At 73.8% G+C, this 17766-nt stretch carries 17 protein-coding genes; 6 read left to right on the forward strand and 11 right to left on the reverse strand.

Features of this window, described 5'->3' with window-relative positions; all coding sequences use genetic code 11:
- Positions 1 to 397 precede the first annotated feature (397 nt).
- From ACFO3Q_RS03125 to ACFO3Q_RS03135, 3 genes are all read left to right on the forward strand, one after another.
- Positions 398 to 1366, forward strand: coding sequence for a pyridoxal-phosphate dependent enzyme (locus tag ACFO3Q_RS03125; protein WP_377003175.1), 969 nt, complete (start codon positions 398 to 400; stop codon positions 1364 to 1366).
- Positions 1367 to 1419: 53 nt separating this feature from the next.
- Positions 1420 to 2064 (forward strand): YdcF family protein, encoded by a 645-nt coding sequence (locus tag ACFO3Q_RS03130; protein ID WP_377003176.1) that lies wholly within the window; start codon positions 1420 to 1422, stop codon positions 2062 to 2064.
- An 84-nt stretch (positions 2065 to 2148) separates the two neighbouring features.
- The gene (locus ACFO3Q_RS03135) at positions 2149 to 2559 is read left to right on the forward strand and encodes a ketosteroid isomerase-related protein (protein WP_377003177.1); all 411 of its coding nucleotides are present in this window, start codon (positions 2149 to 2151) and stop codon (positions 2557 to 2559) included.
- Positions 2560 to 2575: 16 nt separating this feature from the next.
- Here the strand turns inward: ACFO3Q_RS03135 and ACFO3Q_RS03140 are convergent, their stop codons facing one another.
- Genes ACFO3Q_RS03140 through bioB form a run of 5 tightly spaced genes read right to left on the reverse strand, consistent with a single transcriptional unit; the run spans position 2576 to position 7542 of the window.
- Complete coding sequence (locus ACFO3Q_RS03140; RefSeq protein WP_377003178.1) at positions 2576 to 3577, reverse strand: multidrug resistance efflux transporter family protein; 1002 nt, start codon at positions 3575 to 3577, stop codon at positions 2576 to 2578.
- Positions 3574 to 4464: a malonyl-ACP O-methyltransferase BioC gene (gene bioC / locus ACFO3Q_RS03145; protein ID WP_377003179.1), complete on the reverse strand. Its 891-nt coding sequence runs from the start codon at positions 4462 to 4464 to the stop codon at positions 3574 to 3576. The genes ACFO3Q_RS03140 and bioC overlap by 4 nt, the downstream gene beginning before the upstream one ends.
- Positions 4461 to 5249: a pimeloyl-ACP methyl ester esterase BioH gene (gene bioH, locus ACFO3Q_RS03150; RefSeq protein ID WP_377003180.1), complete on the reverse strand. Its 789-nt coding sequence runs from the start codon at positions 5247 to 5249 to the stop codon at positions 4461 to 4463. The genes bioC and bioH overlap by 4 nt, the downstream gene beginning before the upstream one ends.
- A gap of 13 nt (positions 5250 to 5262) precedes the next feature.
- Positions 5263 to 6501 (reverse strand): 8-amino-7-oxononanoate synthase, encoded by a 1239-nt coding sequence (gene bioF, locus ACFO3Q_RS03155; RefSeq protein WP_377003181.1) that lies wholly within the window; start codon positions 6499 to 6501, stop codon positions 5263 to 5265.
- Between the two features lie 3 nt (positions 6502 to 6504).
- Positions 6505 to 7542 (reverse strand): biotin synthase BioB, encoded by a 1038-nt coding sequence (gene bioB, locus ACFO3Q_RS03160; protein ID WP_377003182.1) that lies wholly within the window; start codon positions 7540 to 7542, stop codon positions 6505 to 6507.
- Positions 7543 to 7592: 50 nt separating this feature from the next.
- Between bioB and ACFO3Q_RS03165 the strand changes: the two genes are divergently transcribed.
- Positions 7593 to 8327 (forward strand): ComF family protein, encoded by a 735-nt coding sequence (locus ACFO3Q_RS03165; RefSeq protein ID WP_377003183.1) that lies wholly within the window; start codon positions 7593 to 7595, stop codon positions 8325 to 8327.
- A gap of 85 nt (positions 8328 to 8412) precedes the next feature.
- On the opposite strand, the gene ACFO3Q_RS03170 is transcribed toward ACFO3Q_RS03165, so the two are convergent.
- From ACFO3Q_RS03170 to ggt, 3 genes are all read right to left on the reverse strand, one after another.
- Complete coding sequence (locus tag ACFO3Q_RS03170) at positions 8413 to 9558, reverse strand: hypothetical protein (protein WP_377003185.1); 1146 nt, start codon at positions 9556 to 9558, stop codon at positions 8413 to 8415.
- A 68-nt stretch (positions 9559 to 9626) separates the two neighbouring features.
- Entirely contained in the window at positions 9627 to 10538 is a 912-nt protein-coding gene (locus tag ACFO3Q_RS03175) for an AEC family transporter (protein WP_377003186.1), read from the reverse strand.
- Between the two features lie 88 nt (positions 10539 to 10626).
- Positions 10627 to 12360, reverse strand: coding sequence for a gamma-glutamyltransferase (gene ggt, locus ACFO3Q_RS03180; protein ID WP_377003193.1), 1734 nt, complete (start codon positions 12358 to 12360; stop codon positions 10627 to 10629).
- Between the two features lie 472 nt (positions 12361 to 12832).
- On the opposite strand from ggt, the gene ACFO3Q_RS03185 reads away from it, so the two are divergent.
- Positions 12833 to 14353, forward strand: a complete 1521-nt coding sequence (locus ACFO3Q_RS03185; protein WP_377003187.1) for a fumarate hydratase — start codon at positions 12833 to 12835, stop codon at positions 14351 to 14353.
- 152 nt (positions 14354 to 14505) lie between these two features.
- The gene (locus ACFO3Q_RS03190; RefSeq protein WP_377003188.1) at positions 14506 to 16320 is read left to right on the forward strand and encodes a GGDEF domain-containing protein; all 1815 of its coding nucleotides are present in this window, start codon (positions 14506 to 14508) and stop codon (positions 16318 to 16320) included.
- 19 nt (positions 16321 to 16339) lie between these two features.
- Here ACFO3Q_RS03190 and ACFO3Q_RS03195 read toward each other — a convergent pair whose 3' ends face one another.
- The 3 genes from ACFO3Q_RS03195 to ACFO3Q_RS03205 all read right to left on the reverse strand — a co-directional run.
- Positions 16340 to 16813, reverse strand: coding sequence for a GNAT family N-acetyltransferase (locus ACFO3Q_RS03195; RefSeq protein ID WP_377003189.1), 474 nt, complete (start codon positions 16811 to 16813; stop codon positions 16340 to 16342).
- A gap of 37 nt (positions 16814 to 16850) precedes the next feature.
- On the reverse strand, positions 16851 to 17309 hold the full coding sequence (locus ACFO3Q_RS03200) for a DMP19 family protein (protein WP_377003191.1): 459 nt from the start codon (positions 17307 to 17309) through the stop codon (positions 16851 to 16853).
- 19 nt (positions 17310 to 17328) lie between these two features.
- Positions 17329 to 17766, reverse strand: a 438-nt coding sequence (locus ACFO3Q_RS03205) for a winged helix-turn-helix transcriptional regulator (RefSeq protein ID WP_377003192.1), incomplete at its 5' end; no start/stop codon positions are given.

The raw sequence follows: 17766 nt of genomic DNA on the forward strand, positions 1-17766 counted from the left end.
CTGCGGCTCGGCAGCACCCGTCAGATCCCGATTCCCGCTCCACCTTTTTCACTCGCCGCCCGGAAAACGCCCCTCCCCAAACCCTGCAGGAGCGACTTCAGTCGCGACCAGAAGGGCAGCCGCAAGCGACGTCGTCGCGACTGAAGTCGCTCCTACGGCCAGCCCCTGCGGCTCGGCAGCAGCCATCAAGTCCCGATTCCGTTTCCCGCCCCACCCTTCCCGCTTCCCGCTTCCCGCTTCCCGCTTCCCGAAGCCCGAAGCCCCAAGCCCCAAGCCCCAAGCCCGCTTCTCCCCTCACCCACTCCCCCGCCTCCCCCTCCCCAAACCACCCTGTCTCACGCCCGGCCGCGGCACGCTCTAAGCTAGTGCGCCCTTCCGCGCCCGCCGGCCGACCCCGATGGACCCGACCGCCCACGTCCCGAGCCTCGCCGACATCGAGAACGCCGCCGCGCGGATCGCGCCGCTGGCGCAGGTCACGCCGGTGCTGCGCTCGGCCTCGCTGGACGCCCTCGCCGGCTGCAGCCTGCACTTCAAGTGCGAGCACCTGCAGCGCATCGGCGCCTTCAAGTTCCGCGGCGCGGCCAATGCGGTGTTCTCGCTGTCCGACGAGGACGCGGCGCGCGGCGTGGTCACCCAGAGTTCCGGCAACCACGGCGCGGCGGTCGCCCTGGCCTGCCGGCTGCGCGGGATCCCGGCCACCGTGGTGGTGCCGCGCACGGCGCCGGCGATCAAGCTCGCGGCGATCCGCGACTTCGGCGCGCGCGTCGTGCTCTGCGAGCACGACCAGGCCTCGCGCGACGCGGCCACCGCCGAGGTGCTGCGCGAGACCGGCGGCGCGCTGGTGCATCCCTTCAACGACGCGCGGGTGATCGCGGGCCAGGCCACCGCCACGCTGGAACTGCTGCGCCAGGCCCCGGGACTCGACACCGTGGTCGCGCCGGTCTCCGGCGGCGGCCTGCTGTCGGGCACCGCGCTGGCCGCGCACGCGCAGGATCCCGGCATCCGCGTGTTCGGCGCCGAACCCGAGGGCGCGCGCGACGCGCACGACTCGCTGGCCGGCGGCACGCGCATCGTCGGGCGCCGCGCGGAGACGGTGTGCGACGGCCTGCGCGCGGAGCTGGGCACGCTCACCTTCGCCATCCTGCGCGAGCACGCCGCGGGCGTGCTGCTGGTCGACGACGCCGAGGTGGTGGCGGCCATGCGCCTGGTCTGGGAGCGCCTGAAGCAGGCCATCGAGCCGTCGGCAGCGGTGACCCTGGCGGCGGTGCTGCGCTACCCGGAGCGGTTCGCCGGCCGCCGCGTGGGTCTGATCCTCTCCGGGGGCAACGTCGACCTCGACGCGCTCCCCTTCGCGCGGGCGGCCTGAGCGGTACCGCGCGTGAGGCAGGGCCGTCCGCACACGACAGGGGACGCGGCCGCATGAGCCGGCGGCGACGGGCCAGGGCGCGGCGCTGGGGCGGGCCGTTCGGCGTGCTGGTGCGGCTCGTCCTGCTCGGCGTCGCCTGGGTGCTCGGCGTGGCCGCCTACATCGTGTACGTCGGCGAGCGCGACGACGACGCCCCGCGCGACGCGGCCATCGTGCTCGGCGCCGCCGCCTACCACGTGCGGCCGTCGCCGGTGTTCGAGGAACGCATCCGCCATGGCGTCGACCTCTACCGCAGCGGCCGGGTGCGCGCGCTGGTCTTCACCGGCGGCTACGGCAACGGCGCGGCCTACGCCGAGTCCCAGGTGGCCCAGCGCTACGCGCACGCCCAGGGCGTGCCGGACGAGGACATCCTGATCGAGACCGTCTCCACCACGACCCGCGGCAACCTCGACGAGGCCGCCCGCCTGCTGCGCGAGAACGGCCTGCGCACCGCGGTGGTCGTCAGCGACCCGCTGCACATGGCCCGCGCCCTGCGCCTGGCGCGCGAGGCCGGCATCGACGCCACCGGGTCGCCCACGCCGACCACGCGCTTCCGCTCCTGGCGCGTGCGCGGCGAGTTCCTCGCGCGCGAGGTCTACTTCTTCCACCGCGACCACGCCGAGGCGCTGTGGGCGCGGCTGCGGCACGCGACCGCCTGAAATCGGCTGCCGACTGCAGGAAGGGCCATCGATCCGACGCCGCCGCGCCCGCTATCCTGCGGGCTTTCCGTCCGGGAGCACCGCATGGCCCGCAGCCAGAGCATCGAACTCGTCGGCGGCTACTACGCCGCCTTCAACGCCGGCGACTGGGAGGGCATGCTCGCCCGCCTCAGCGACGACGTGGTCCACGACATCAACCAGGGCGAACGCCAGACCGGCGTGGCCGCCTTCCGCGCCTTCCTCGCCCACATGGAGCGCTGCTATGCCGAGCAGCTCCGGGACATCGTGGTGATGGCCTCGGACGACGGCAGCCGCGCCAGCGCGGAGTTCGTCGTGCACGGCACCTACAAGGCCACCGACGAGGGCCTGCCGCCCGCGCGCGGCCAGACCTACGTGCTGCCGGCCGGCGCCTTCTTCGAGATCCGCGACGGCCGCATCGCGCGCGTCACCAACTACTACAACCTGGGCGACTGGACCCGACAGGTCGAGGGCTGAGCCCGCGCCCGCGGCCTCAGGCGCCGCGGTCGCCCGCCAGCGCCCGCGGATCGACGGCCGCCTCGCGCGCGGCCACGCGGGCGAAGGCGAGGATGCCGACCACGACCACGCAGGCCCCCAGCAGCGCGAGCCCGCGCGGCCAGGGTTCGCCCAGGAGCAGCGCCCCCAGCAGCACCGCGAACAGGATCTCGGCTGCCTGCATCGCCTCGACCGCGCCCAGCGCCGCCGGGCGGTCGGCGACCATGCCGGTCGCGCGGAAGAACAGGATGGTCGCGACGATCCCGGCGGACAGGGCGACGCCGGCGGCCAGCGCGACCTGCGGCCAGCCGGGGAGTCCGCTGCGCCACAGCGCGATGCCCGCCAGCAGCAGCCAGACCGGCTGGCTCGCCAGCGTCATGCCGAACACCCGCTGGGTCGCGTCGAGCCGCACCGCGTCGCGTTCCAGGTGGAGCAGCAGGCCGCGGTTGCCGAGCGGATAGGCGAAGGCGGCGACCAGCACGCTGGCGAAGGCGAGCGCGGCGGCGAGATCGAAGGCGCCGCCGGCGTGGCCGAGCTGGATCAGGGCCACGCCGCCGAGCACGAGCCCGCCGACCGCGTAGGCCACGCCCGGGACCCGGGCGCGCGCGTCGCGGTAGAGGAAGGGCGCGCAGAGCATGCCGGCCACGACGGTCACCTGGAAGGTGCCGGCGACCAGCCACGAGGGGCCGCTCGCCGCAGCCCAGGTCAGGGCGACGTAGAACAGCACGAAGCCGATGCCGCTCCACGCCAGCCAGCCCATCGGCGCGGCGCGCAGGGCGGCCAGCACCGGGCCGGTGCCGGCCTGCGGCCTGCCGCGGCCGCGCCAGGCCATCCATGCCCACAGCATCGGCAGGGTCAGCAGGTAGCGCAGCGCCGCCGTCCACAGCCAGTCGCCGCCGTCCACCGCGGCGGCGCGATTGAGCACGTAGGTCGTGGTGAAGAACAGCGCCGAGAGCAGGCCGCAGGCGACCGCCGCGAGCGCGACGCGCGCGCCGCTCACGCCGGCGGCGTCCGCCGGCGGATCGGGATCGCGGCCAGCGGCACGCTGGCGATCTCGCCGCCGCCGGCACCGCGACGCGGCGCACCGGGCTCGGGTCCCCAGGCCTGGGCGTAGACGACTTCCCAGGTGCTCGGCAGCACGCCTTCGCAGCGCAGCGGCTCGTAGGCCGCGAACACCGCGCGCATGCGGTCCTTGCCGGTGAGGCCGCGGTGGCGGTCGGCGGCGGCGTTGGTCGCGCCGATGGCGCGCAGCTCGCGCATCAGGGTCGGCACGTCGGGGTAGGTCAGGGTGAAGGTGTCCTGGTCGAGCACCGGGTCGCGGAAGCCGGCCGCGACGAAGGCGTCGCCGATGCGCTGGATGGGCTCGAAGCGGCTCACGTGCGGCGCGCCGTCGACCGCGGCGAAGGCCTCGCGCAGCTCCGCCAGGGTGCCGGGCCCGAAGGTCGACATCAGGAACAGCCCGCCCGGCCGCAGCACGCGGCGCACCTCGGCGAGCGTGGCCGGCAGGTCGTCGGCCCATTGCAGGCAGAGGCTGGAGAACACCACGTCGAAGGCCTCGTCGCGGAACGGCAGCGCGGCCGCGTCGCCGCAGACCCGGCGGAACGGGCGCAGCCAGCCGCTGTGGCGGCGCGCGTGGCGCAGCATAGGCAGGGCCTGGTCGAGCGCGATCACCTCGGAACGCGGCCAGCGCTTCTTCATCGCCGCGCTGGCGCGGCCGGGACCGGCGCCGAGGTCGAGCACCCGCGCCGGCACGCGGTCGTCGAGGTAGTCCAGGGATTCCAACAGGCGCGCCTCGACCTCGCGCTGGAGGACGGCGGCGGCCTCGTAGCTCTCCGCGGCGCGGCCGAAGGCGCGACGCAGCTGGCGGCGGTCGTAGCGGGCGTTCATCGCGGCAGGCTCCGCGCGAAGTCCGCCAGCGCATCCGCCACCGCCTCGGGCTCGGTCAGGAAGGGCGCGTGGCCGGCGTGCTCGAAACGGAGGAAGCGGGCGTCCGGCGCCGCCTCGGCGGCGGCGGCCATGGCGCGGTGATCGACCAGGCGATCGCGCCGGCCCGCCAGCCACAGGCTCGGCACCGCCAGGCGCGGCAGCTCGGCGCGCAGGTCGCCGCTCTCCAGCACCGCGAGGCCCTGGACCAGGGCCGCGGCGGCCGGCTCGCCGAGGGCGAAGACCTCGGCGCGCAGGGCGCGCAGCGCCTCCTTCATGTGTTCGGCGCCGAAGGCCTCCAGCGCGAGGAAGCGGTCGAGCGTGCCGCGGTAGTCCTCGGCCAGGCCGCCGGCGAAGTCCTGGAAGATCTCGGCCGAGACGCCGTGGCGCCAGTCCTCGCCGCGCACGAAGCGCGGGCTGGCGCAGAGCATCGCGAGGCCGCGCACGTGCCCGGGCGCGTCCAGCGCGGCGCGCAGCGCGATCAGCCCACCGAGCGACCAGCCGACCCACAGTGCGCCCGCGGGCGCCTCCGCGAGCAGGCGCGCGGCGCAGGCCGCGGGATCGAGCGGGCCGTCGTCGTCGCGGTTGCGGCCGTGCCCGGGCAGTTCGACCAGATGCACGCGGAAGTGGGCGCCGAGCCGGGCGGCCAGCCCGGCGAAGATGCCGGCGTGCATGGCCCAGCCGTGGATCAGCACCAGGTCGGGGGCGGCGCCTTCCGGCGCGCCGACGGTCTCGACGATCAGGGGCATGCGGACTCCGGGTTCATCGCGCCGCCTCGGCGGCGACCAGCCGGTGCGCGGGCTGGATACGCGCGCCGGTGTCCGCGCAGGCCAGGCACAGCGCGTCGAGCAGGCGGTCCACGTCGCTCTCCTCGTGCGCGGCGGAGAGGGTGATGCGCAGGCGCGCCTGTCCCGGCGGCACGGTCGGCGGACGGATCGCGGGCACCCACACGCCCGCTTCCTCGAGCACGCGGGCGGCGGCCAGCGCGCGCGCGTTGTCGCCCAGGACCAGCGGCTGGATCGGGGTGAAGGACTCGGCCAGCGGCAGGCCCAGCTCGGCGGCGCCGCGCCGGAACCTGACGATCAGGGCCTGCAGCTTGGCCCGGCGCCAGCCCTCGCTGCGCGCCAGGCGCACCGCCGCGAGCATGCCCGCAGCGAGCAGGGGCGACGGCGCGGTGGTGTAGACGTGGGCTCGGGCGTGCTGGGCGACGTGCTCGACCACGTCGGCGTCGCCGACCAGGGCCGCGCCCTGCCCGCCCAGCGCCTTGCCGAAGGTGACCAGCTGCAGGGCGTCGCGCGCGGCGAGGCCGGCGGCGGCCACGCTGCCCGCGCCGTCGCGCCCGAGCACGCCGACGCCGTGGGCGTCGTCCACGTACAGCAGGGCCGACTCGGCCTGCGCGAGCAGGGCCAGCGCGCGCAGCGGCGCCACGTCGCCGTCCATGCTGAACACGCCGTCGGTCGCGAGCAGGGCCGGCGCACCGGGCAGGGCACGCAGCTGGCGCGCCGCGCCCTCGGCGTCGAGATGCGGATAGCGGCGCAGCGCGCAGCCGGCGAGGCGGGCGGCGTCGATCAGGCTGGCGTGGTTGAGGCGGTCCTGCACGCACAGCGTCTGCTCGTCGCGGCCGCCGACGCCGAGCAGGGCCTGCACCACGCCGAGATTGGCCTGGTAGCCGCTGCCGAACAGCAGGGCGCGCGGCGCCTGCAGCCACTCGGCCAGCGCCGCCTCCAGCTCGGCATGGATGGCGTGGCGACCGCCGGCCACGGCCGAGGCGGAGGCGCCCAGGGCGTGCGAGGCGGCCGCGGCGGCGAGCGCCTCGCGCAAGGCCGGGTGGTCGGCGAGGCCAAGGTAGTCGTTGCTCGAGAAGCTGGTCAGGCGGCGCCCGTCGACCACCACCCGGACGCCGTCGCGCCCTTCCAGCATGCGCGGCACCCGCACCGCATCCGCGGCCGCCCGCGCCACCGCGGCGGCGGCGATGCGGTCACGCAGGCGTGCGCGGGCCATGGCTCAGGCCGCGCAGGTGCCGGCCGCGGGCGCCACGATGTCGGCGTGCACGGTGCGCGCCTCCTCGACGACCTGCATCGGGCGCAGGCCCAGGCGGCGGAACAGCGCGAGGTCGGCCTCGGCCTCCGGATTGGCGGTGGTGAGCAGCTTCTCGCCGTAGAAGATCGAGTTCGCCCCGGCCGCGAAGCACAGCGCCTGCAGCTCGTCGGACATGGTCTCGCGGCCCGCGGACAGGCGCACCATGGAGCGCGGCATCATGATCCGCGCGACCGCGATCATGCGCACGAACTCGAACGGGTCGAGCTCGGCGGTCTCCGCCAGCGGGGTGCCCGCGACCTTGACCAGGCGGTTGATCGGCACCGAGTCCGGATGCGCCGGCAGGTTGGCCAGGGCCTGCAGCAGGCCGGCGCGCTGGGCGCGGGTCTCGCCCATGCCGACGATGCCGCCGCAGCAGGTCTTCATGCCGGCGTCGCGCACGTGCTCCAGCGTGTCCAGGCGGTCCTGGTACTCGCGGGTGTGGATGATCTCGCCGTAGAACTCGGGCGCGGTGTCGAGGTTGTGGTTGTAGTAGTCGAGCCCGGCCTCGCGCAGCGTCGCGGCCTGGTCCGCGCGGAGCATGCCGAGCGTGGCGCAGGTCTCCAGGCCGAGCGCCTTCACCTCGCGGATCATCGCCGCGACCTTGGGGATGTCGCGGTCCTTGGGGCTGCGCCAGGCCGCGCCCATGCAGAAGCGCGAGGCGCCGGCCGCCCTGGCCGCGCGCGCCTTCTCCAGCACTTCGTCGGTGCTCATGAGCTTGGTCGCCTCGACGCCCGTGTGGTAGCGCTGCGCCTGCGGGCAGTAGGCGCAGTCCTCGGGGCAGCCGCCGGTCTTGACCGACAGCAGGGTCGAGACCTGCACCTCGGCCGGATCGAAGTGGATGCGGTGCACGCTGGCCGCGCGGTGCAGCAGCTCGGTGAACGGCAGGTCGAACAGCGCCTCGATCTCGGCGCGGGTCCAGTCGTGGCGCACGGGCGCCGAAGGCGCTTCGCGGAGAGCGGCCATCACGGCCCCCGTTGGCTATAAGGAAGCCGCGAAGTCTGGAAACGGATGCCATGACTGTCAACAAATGGATGCCGTCGCAGGTTGACGAGTGGCTGGGCGCCCTGGGCCACCTGCTGCTGCCGCCGCGCTGCCTGGTGTGCGCGGAGCCCGGCGAGGACCGACGCGACCTGTGCGCCGCCTGCACCCTCGCCCTGCCCTACAACGTCCACGCCTGCCTCGCGTGCGGGCTGCCGCTGCCCGCGGCGGCCGGCGACGCCCTCTGCGGGCGCTGCCTGCGCCGCCCGCCGCCGTTCGCGGCCACCGTTGCGCCGCTGCTGTACGCAGCGCCGCTCGACCGCCTGCTGCCGCGGCTGAAGTTCCATGCCGACCTCGCGGCCGGCCGCGTCCTCGCCGACCTGCTCGGCGACGCGGTGCAGGCGCGCCTGGACCAGGGACTGCCGCGCCCGCAGGCCCTCGTCCCGGTGCCGCTGCACCGCGCGCGCCTGCGGGAACGCGGCTACGACCAGGCGCTGGAGCTGGCGCGCCCCCTCGCCCGCCGCTTCGGCCTCCCGCTGCGCGCCGACCTGCTGCGCCGCACCGCCCCCACCCGCGCGCAGTCGCGGCTCGACGCCGCGGCGCGCGCCCGCAACGTGCGCCGCGCCTTCTCCGCGGCATCGCCCGCGCCCGCGCACGTCGCCCTGGTCGACGACGTCATGACCACCGGCGCGACGCTCGGCGCCTGCGCGCACGCCCTGCTGCGCGCGGGCGCCGAGCGCATCGACGTCTGGGTGGTGGCGAGGGCCTGAGAAGCGAGTGGAAGGAGCGGGCAACGAGGGCGCTGGCGGCCGCCTTCGACTCCCGCTCACGCCTCCTCGCTCACGCCTGTCGTCCTCAGACGCGCCGCTGCATCTGCGTCTGCGGGCGCCAGTACGGCGGCGGGTCCAGCGGTTCGCCGAGCTCGCGGAGGGTGGCGCGGATCAGCTCGACCTCGTCGGTGTCCGGCGCGCGGACCTTCCTGAGCCAGTCGCGGAAGCGGGCCGGGTCCTGCTCGGGCGTCGGCATCAGCTCGGCGCTGCGCAGGCTCTGCCAGGCGAGCTGGCGGCGCTGCGCGCGCAGGGCCTCGACGCGCTCGGGATCGGCCTCCAGGCGCTGGCGGATCGCCAGTCCCAGGTTGCGCGCCAGCAGGGTGTCGCCGCGCTCGATCAGCACGTCGGCGATGCGCAGGCAGGCCTCGCGCGGCGCCTGGGTCGTGCCGTCGAGCGCGGGCGCGCAGCGCGCGCTGGTGGCCTGGTAGACGGGCGCCGCATCGTCGGTCCAGAGCCCCACGGCGAGCATCGCGCCGAGCACGTCGACCTCGACCGGCCCGTTCGGCGACTGCCGCGCGAGGCGCTGCGGCGGGGGATGCCGCTCGACCGCCTCCAGGTAGGCGCGCAGCCGCTCGTAGTGATGGCTGTCGTAGCCGGCCTCGTCCGGCGGCGGCGCCAGCCGCTCGCCCTCGACCAGCACGTCGACGGCGAGCAGGTGCGCGGCGAGGTTGTCCGGTTCCAGTTCCAGCAGGCGCGCGATGGCGTCGCGGCGCAGGTCCGGGTACGGCAGGGTGATGGCGTCGGTGGCGAGCATCCACTGCACCAGCACGTCGTCGGCACCGCGGCGCTGCGCCGAGGCCAGCACCGCGGCACGTTCGTGGCTGCGCGCGAAGTCCATGGCGTCGGGAAAGCCGCCGGCATCCAGCGACTGCGCGCGGCGCGCGACCCAGGCGGCGATGCGCGCCGACAGCACGCGGTCGCGCGCGTCGCCGGTGGACGAGAGCGCGGCCTCCAGGTCGGCGAGGTAGCGGTCCACGCCCGCGTTGAAGCGCGCCAGGGTGCGGCTGCGCGCCGCATCGACCCCGCGCGACTGAAGCAGGCAGGCCTCGCGGGCGCGCGGCGCGAGCGGGCCGCAGTCCGCGGGCGCGGGCAGCACGCGCACCGCGTCGCCGTCATCGGCATGCGTCGACGGGACGGCGGCGAGCAGGGCGAGCAGGAGGACGAGGCGCATCGTGCGGATCGCATGGAGACGCATCGATGCTAGTGCCGCGGGCGGCGCCTGGTGTTAATGCGGAGTCGTCAGGCGAAAGCCCGCAGCGCCCACGCCCACAGCGGCAGCGTCGCCAGCGCGATCAGGGTGCCGAAGCCGACCATGGCGGCCGCCAGGCGCGGCGCCAGGCGGTGCGAGATCGCCAGGGCGGCGGCGGTGATCATCGGCGGCATGGCCGACTCCAGCACGCCGGCCTGCAGCACGATGCCGCGCATGCCCAGCGCCATGCCCAGGCCGAGCGCGAGTGCGGGCAGGGCGACCAGTTTCAGCACGAGCCCACCGCCGAGCGCCGCCAGTTCCGCACGCGGCAGGCGCAGCTGCAGGGTCAGGCCGATGGCGAGCATGACCAGCGGCAGCATGGCCTGGGCGAGGCGCTCCAGCCCGCCCGCGATCCACGACGGCGGCTCCGCCGGCATCAGGACGAGCCCGAACGCCAGCGCCCACAGGGGCGGGAAGCGCAGCATGCGCAGCAGCACCGTGCGCGGCCCCGGCGGCGCATCGCCGCCGTAGCGCGCCAGCAGCCACAGGCCCCAGGTCGAGAGCACCAGGAAAGTGCCGAGCTGGTCGTAGACCACCGCGTAGGGCAGCGCCGCCTCGCCCAACAGGGCGCGCGTCAGCGGGTAGCCCAGGAAGCTGGTGTTGCCCAGCGCCACGCACAGCAGCAGCACCGCGAACTCGTCGCGACGCAGCCGCACCAGCCTCGACAGCAGCCACACCATGCCCGCGCTGGCCGCCGTGAGCAGCCACGGCAGCGCCATCAGCGACAGCAGCGCGGGCTCGAAGGCCAGCCGCGGCGCATACAGCAGCACCGACGCCGGCAGGCACACGTAGAGCACGACCGCGTTCAGCACCTCGGCGGCGTTCTCCGGGAACACCCGCAGGCGCGCCAGCAGCATGCCGATGCCGAGCATGGCGAGGACGAGGGCGAAGGCGTCGTTCATGGCGTCAGGAAGCGGGCTCGGGGCAGGGGGCCGAGGGCGCCGGTGACGGGCGCGGCCCGGTGCCCGCTGTCATCGCCCAGCGCCCGCTTCAGTACCCGGCCGCCTGCCCGTCCTTCCGGCTCTCCGAGGCGCCGAAGTACACGCCGGTCTCGGGGTCGCGGCGGATGGCCTGGTAGCCGCCGTAGGGGCCGATGGCGTATTCGACGCGGTGCCCGAGCTGCATCAGCCCGCGGATGCTCTCGTAGGGGAAGCCGGTCTCGAGCTGGACCACGCCGCCGTCGGTCATCATGGTGTTCTGGCCGGTCGGCTCGGTGGACAGGTCGTGGTGGATGCGCGGGGCGTCGCCGGCTTCCTGCAGGCCCATGCCGAAGTCCACGAGGTTCATCACGATCTGCACGTGGCCCTGCGGCTGCATGGCGCCGCCCATGACCCCGAAGCTCACCAGCGGGCGGCCGTCCTTGGTGACGAAGCCGGGGATGATGGTGTGGAAGGGCCGCTTGCCGGGCGCGTAGCTGTTGGGATGGCCTTCCTTCAGCACGAACATCTCGCCGCGGTCCTGCAGGATGAAACCCAGCCCCGGCGGCGCCATGCCGCTGCCCATGCCGCGGTAGTTCGACTGGATCAGCGAGACCATCATGCCGTCGGCGTCGGCGGTCGTGAGGTAGATGGTGTCGCCCTCGTCCAGCTGCGGCGGCGTGCCCGGCTGCACTTCGCGCAGCACGCCGTCGGTCGAGATCAGGGCGCGGCGCTCGGCGGCGTACTCCTTGGAGATCAGCCACTCGACCGGCGCGGGGGCGAAGTCGGGATCGGCATACCAGCGCGCGCGGTCGGCGAAGGCCAGCTTCTTGGCCTCGACGAACAGGTGCAGGTGCTCGGTCGAGCCGAAGGGAATGGACGAGAAGTCGAAGCCCTCCAGGATGTTGAGCATCTGCAGCGCGGCGATGCCCTGGCCCGAGGGCGGCAGCTCCCACACGTCGTAGCCGCGGTAGTTGGTGCTGACCGGCTCGACCCAGTTGCCGGTGTGCGAGGCCATGTCCTCGTAGCTCAGGAAGCCGTCGTTGGCCTTGAAGTAGGCGTCGATGGTGCGCGCGATGTCGCCCTTGTAGAACGCATCGCGCCCGCCGCGGGCGATGGCCTCCAGCGTGTCGGCGAGGTTGGGGTTGCGCCAGATCTCGCCGGTGCGCGGCGCGCGCCCGTCTATGGTGAACTGCTCGACGAAGCCGGGCCACCTCGACAGCCGCGGCACCGAGCGGTCCCAGTAGTAGGCGATGGTCTCGGCGACCGGATGGCCCTCGCGGGCGTAGCGGATGGTCGGCGCGAGGTTGTCGCGCATGCGCCGCTTGCCGAAGCGCTCGTGCAGGGCGAACCAGGCATCGACGGTGCCGGGCACGCTCACCGGCAGCGGTCCGTGCGCCGGGATCTCGGTCAGGCCGAGCTCCTGGAAGTGCGCCATCGTCAGCGAGCGCGGCGAGCGTCCCGAACCGTCGTAGCCATACAGGCGCTGCGTCCTCGGGTCCCAGACGATGGCGAAGAGGTCGCCGCCGATGCCGTTGCCGGTCGGCTCCATCAGCCCCAGTGCCGCATTGGCGGCGATGGCCGCGTCCATCGCGCTGCCGCCGGCCTTCATCGTGTCCAGCGCGATCTGGGTGGCCAGCGGATGCGAGGTCGCGGCCATGGCGTGCGGCGCGATCACGTCCGAGCGCGTGGCGAAGGTGCGGCCGGTGATGCGATCGGCGGCGGCCGCCGCGCCCACGAGCGCGAACGACAGCAGGGCGGCGGCCAGGACGGCGCCGCGGCGGCGGGTTGGGGTGCGGACGGGCATCGGGGTCATCGGCGGCTTCGCGTGGGGAACGGCCAAGAATAGAACGTGTCGCGGGTCGGGGAGCGCGTGGAGAGGAGTGCGGAGCGAGGACGGACGGTTCGCTCTCCTCACGCTTCCCGCTTCCCATCTCTCGCCGTGCCGAAAAGCGCCCCCTCCCCAGCCCTCCCCCGCTGCCCGCGGGGGAGGGGGCTGGCAGGCCAAGGAGTGAGTGGAGAGGGGTGAGAAACGAGACCGGGCCGCCCGCGCTTTGTGTCACTCCTCTACTCCTCATCTCTCACTCCAAAGCCCCTTCCCCCGCCTGCGGGGGAAGGCTGGGATGGGGGTGAGGCGCGCGCAGCGCGCTGCCTGGGGAGCGCGTGGAGAAAGAAGCGCCCACATGGCCGGGATGGAGCGATCCCGGCCGCCGGAGGCCGCGCCCGGCGGGCATCGCCTAGAATGGCGGGCTTTCCGCCAGCTTCCGGGCCAGCCGCGCATGACCGTCATCAAGCAGGACGACTTCATCCAGAGCGTCGCCGACGCCCTGCAGTACATCAGCTACTACCACCCGGTGGACTACATCCGGAACCTCGCCGCCGCCTACGAGCGCGAGGAGAGCCAGGCGGCCAAGGACGCCATGGCGCAGATCCTGATCAACTCGCGCATGTGCGCCGAGGGCCATCGCCCGATCTGCCAGGACACCGGCATCGTCACCGTGTTCCTGAAGATCGGCATGGACGTGCGCTGGGACGCGACCATGGGCGTCGAGGACATGGTCAACGAGGGCGTGCGCCGCGCCTACAACCACCCCGACAACAAGCTGCGCGCCTCGGTGCTGGCCGACCCCGCCGGCAAGCGCCGCAACACCGGCGACAACACGCCGGCCGTGGTCAACATGACGGTGGTGCCGGGCAGCACGGTGGACGTCATCGTCGCGGCCAAGGGCGGCGGCTCGGAGGCCAAGTCCAAGTTCGCCATGCTCAACCCCTCGGACTCCATCGTCGACTGGGTGCTGAAGACCGTGCCGACCATGGGCGCGGGCTGGTGCCCGCCGGGCATGCTCGGCATCGGCATCGGCGGCACCGCCGAGAAGGCCATGCTGCTGGCGAAGGAAGCGCTGATGGAGCCGATCGACATCACCGAGCTGAAGGCGCGGGGGCCGTCGAACCGGGCCGAGGAGCTGCGCCTCGAGCTGTACGAGAAGGTCAACGCGCTGGGCATCGGCGCGCAGGGCCTGGGCGGGCTCACCACGGTGCTCGACATCAAGGTCAAGGACGTCCCGACCCACGCGGCCAACCTGCCGGTGGCGATGATCCCCAACTGCGCCGCGACCCGGCACGCGCACTTCGTGCTCGACGGCTCCGGCCCGGTGATGCTCGACCCGCCGTCGCTGGCCGACTGGCCGGAACTGACCTACGACGCGGCCAAGGGCCGCCGCGTGGACCTCGACGCCATCACCGCCGAGGAAGTCGCGACCTTCAAGCCGGGCGAGGTGCTGCTGCTCAACGGCAAGCTGCTGACCGGCCGCGACGCGGCGCACAAGCGCATCGTGGACATGCTCGACCGCGGCGAACCGCTGCCGGTCGATTTCCGCGGCCGCTTCATCTACTACGTGGGTCCGGTCGACCCGGTGCGCGACGAGGTGGTCGGTCCGGCCGGCCCGACCACGGCCACGCGCATGGACAAGTTCACCGACCGGGTGCTCGGCGCCACCGGCCTGCTCGGCATGGTCGGCAAGGCCGAGCGCGGCCCGGCCGCCATCGAGGCCATCCGCCGCCACGGCTCGGTCTACCTGATGGCCGTCGGCGGTGCCGCCTACCTGGTGTCGAAGGCGATCAAGGCCTCGCGCGTGGTCGCCTTCGAGGACCTCGGCATGGAGGCGATCTACGAGTTCACCGTGCAGGACATGCCGGTCACCGTGGCGGTGGACGCCGCCGGGACCTCGGTGCACGAAACCGGCCCGCGCGAGTGGAAGTCGCGCATCGCCGGCATCCCGGTGGTGGTGGAACCGGCCTGACCGGCCACGGCGGCGGGCGCCCGCCGCCGCAATGAAACCGACATGCGGCCGCGGGACGATGCGCCTTTCTGAGCGCAGGGACCGCGGCGGACGAGCGATGGCGTCGCAGCGGGCGACGCCGCCTGCCGCCGGGCCTCCGCGTCCCCGCGACGATGAGCCAGACCGCCCTTCCCGCAGCGCCCGCCATGGCCGCCCTTCCCGACGACGCGGTGCGCGGCGCCCTCGCGCCGGGCGGGCTGTATCCGGTGTTCCAGCCGATCTTCGCGCTCGACGACGGGCGCCTGCTCGCGCACGAGGCGCTGATGCGGATCGAGGCGCTGGACTGCTCGCCGCTGCGCATCCTCGACGCCGCCCGCGCGCACGGCCGGCTCGGCGAGCTCGAGCTGGCGGCCGCCCGCGCGGCCGCATGCAGCGACGACGCCGGCGAGGGCCTGCTCTTCATCAACCTGAGCAGCCACGCGATCCTGCACACCGCGGTGCGTCCGCAGCAGGTCCTGGACGCGCTCGAAGCCGGGGGCCGCGACCTCGGCCGCTACGTCATCGAGCTCAGCGAGCGCGACATCGTGGAGGACCCGGCCCACCTCGCCGAGGCGCTGGGCTACCTGCGCGCGCACGGCATCCGCCTGGCCCTGGACGACTTCGGCAACGGGCACTCCAACTTCCAGCTCTGGCACGAGCTAGCGCCGGAGTTCGTGAAGATCGACCGCTTCCTGATCCACGGCATCGCCGCGAGCGCCGGCCGCTGCGCCATCGTCAAGGCGCTGGTCGAGGTGGCCACCGCGCTCGGTGCGGAGCTGATCGCCGAGGGCGTGGAGCAGCCGGCGGACCTCGCGCTCGCGCACGACCTCGGCATCCGCTACGCGCAGGGCTTCCTGCTCGGCCGCCCGGCACGCACGGCATGGCAGGGGGCGCCCCCGGCGCCGCTGGCCGAGGCGGGCCGTCGCACGCCCATGCGCCCCCAGCCGCGGCGCATCGGCCAGCGGCGGCAGATCTCGGCGGGGCATCTCCTCGTGGAAGCGCCGGCGCTGACGCCGGCCAACAGCAACGCCGACGTCGAGCGGCTGTTCCACGAACATCCGCAGCTGCACGCGCTGGCGGTGGTCGATGCCGCGCTGCACCCGATCGGGCTGATCAACCGCCAGGCCTTCAACGAGCAGATGGCGCGGCCCTTCACCCGCGAGCTGCACGCGCAGAAGTCGTGCACGCTGTTCATGCACGACCGCCCCATCCTCTCCGACCTGCGCGACGGCATCGAGGACATGGCGGAGATCCTGCGCGGCGAGGACCAGCGCTATCTCGCCGACGGCTTCGTCATCACCGACGGCGGCCGCTACCGCGGGCTCGGCACCGGCGAGGCGCTGGTGCGGCGGGTCACGGAGCTGCGCATCGAGGCGGCGCGCCACGCCAACCCGCTGACCCTGCTGCCGGGCAACATTCCCATCACCGAGCACATCGAGCGCCTGCTCGGTGCGGGCAAGCCCTTCGTCGCGGCCTATTGCGACCTCGACAACTTCAAGCCCTTCAACGACCAGTACGGCTACTTCCGGGGCGACCGCATGATCCGGCTCGCCGCCGAGATCCAGCTCCGCCACGTGGAGCCCTCGCTGGACTTCGTCGGGCACGTCGGCGGCGACGACTTCGTGATCCTGTTCCAGAGCGCCGACTGGCTCGAACGCTGCCGGCGCATCGTGGCCGCCTTCAACGCGGAGGCGCTGCAGCTGTTCGATCCCGAGGACGTCGAGCGCGGCGTGCTGCATGGCGAGGATCGCCGCGGCCGTCCAACCACCTTCCCGCTCAGCACGCTGTGCATCGGCGTCGCCCGCATCGTCCCGGGCCGCTACCTGCGTGCCGAGGAGGTCGCCTCGCTCGCCGCATCGGCCAAGCGCAAGGCCAAGCACGAAGGCCTGGGCGTGCGCGTGCTGGAGGACGCCGAGGCGCGGGTGCTGGCGGCGGTGGACCCCGTCTGAGCCCCCGCGCCCAGCGACATCAGGCGTACTCGCGCACGAGGCGCAGCATGTCGAGATGCCGGATGCCGTCCTCGAAGATGGGCTCCGGGTAGTTGTCGACGAAGAAGTCGCGGTCGATCCGCGCGACCCGGAAGCCCTGCCGCTGGTAGAAGGCGAGCTGGTGGCCGAACGTCCCCGTGCCGACCTCCATCCGCCGGGCACCCAGGCGTCCGAAGAACGCGAGGACCCACTTCAGCAGCGCCGTGCCGTGGCCGCGCTGCTGGCGATCCGGACGCACCGAGATGCTCATCAGTTCGTACGTACCGGCGTCGCGCGGCAGGACCACGCACGCCGCGACGTCGCTCCCGTCGCTCGATCCCACGAAGCACCTCGAACCCGGGAGATACGCGCGGATCTTCTCCTCCGACGGGTCGGCCAGCATCAGCAGGGCCATCGGCGCCTCGTCGGCCGGGACCTCCCGCACCGACAGCGCTGCGTCATCCTGTCGCCCCATGGAACGCCCCGCCTCCTCCGGCCGCATCAGCCTGCACTCATCCGCGGACGGCGACCGCGGCCGCGAGCAGCGCCGCATGGTGGGACTCCAGGCGCTGCATGACCGGCGGCGCCTCGTCGTGGTAGGCGGCATCCTGGGCTGCGAACGGCCCCTCGGCGGCGAGCGAGGCGTACGCCCCGAGCGAGTCCACGCGCGCGACCGGGCTGCGCTCGGCCTGCGCCCGGCACTCCTCGAGCACGGCCGCATGTCCGTGCGCGCCGATGGCCCGCAGCGCATCGAGCGTTTCCGCGACGCAGCCTGTGCCGTGGTTGTGGAAGTACTGCAGGTGCCCGCCGTTCAGGACCTCGGCGTCGTAGCTGTAGGCGAGCCAGAACGGCCGCAGCGCCGGATCCCGCCGGGCCGCCGCGTGCGTCGCCAGGTACTGGACCAGAGCCCAGACGCGCGCGCTCGGCTCGGCGTCGAGTTCGGCGGCGGTGATGGCGATGAGGGGCTTCATGGTGTCGCACGACGGCGCCTCACGCGGCGCGCGTCGTGTCGTCCTGCGGGAGATGACCTACCCATTCGATGATCGCGGCGAACACGGGACGCAGGCGCAGCGCCTCGTCCGTGATCTCGTACTCCACCCGCGGCGGCACTTCGGGATGCACCGTGCGCCGGACCAGGCCGTCTCGCTCCAGTTCGCGCAGCTGCGCGGTGAGCATGTGCTGGGTCACCCCGGGAATCGCACGCCGCAACGCGTTGAAACGATGCATGCGCTGGCTCAGAAGCCAGAGGATCTCCAGCTTCCACTTGCCACCGAAGACAGCAAGCGCGCGGCGGACGCGCGCGTGCATGACGTCGATATGGTCGGCATGCGCCAGGCAGGCATCCTCAGTATGGTCGTGCATACCAGGTAGTCGGCCCTGAAGAATCCGCCTCTCATCCCCGTGCGGGTACCGTTGGCTGCGATCCAG

Origin of the sequence: Coralloluteibacterium thermophilum, from assembly GCF_042654365.1 — a bacterium.
Lineage (GTDB): Bacteria > Pseudomonadota > Gammaproteobacteria > Xanthomonadales > Xanthomonadaceae > Coralloluteibacterium > Coralloluteibacterium thermophilum.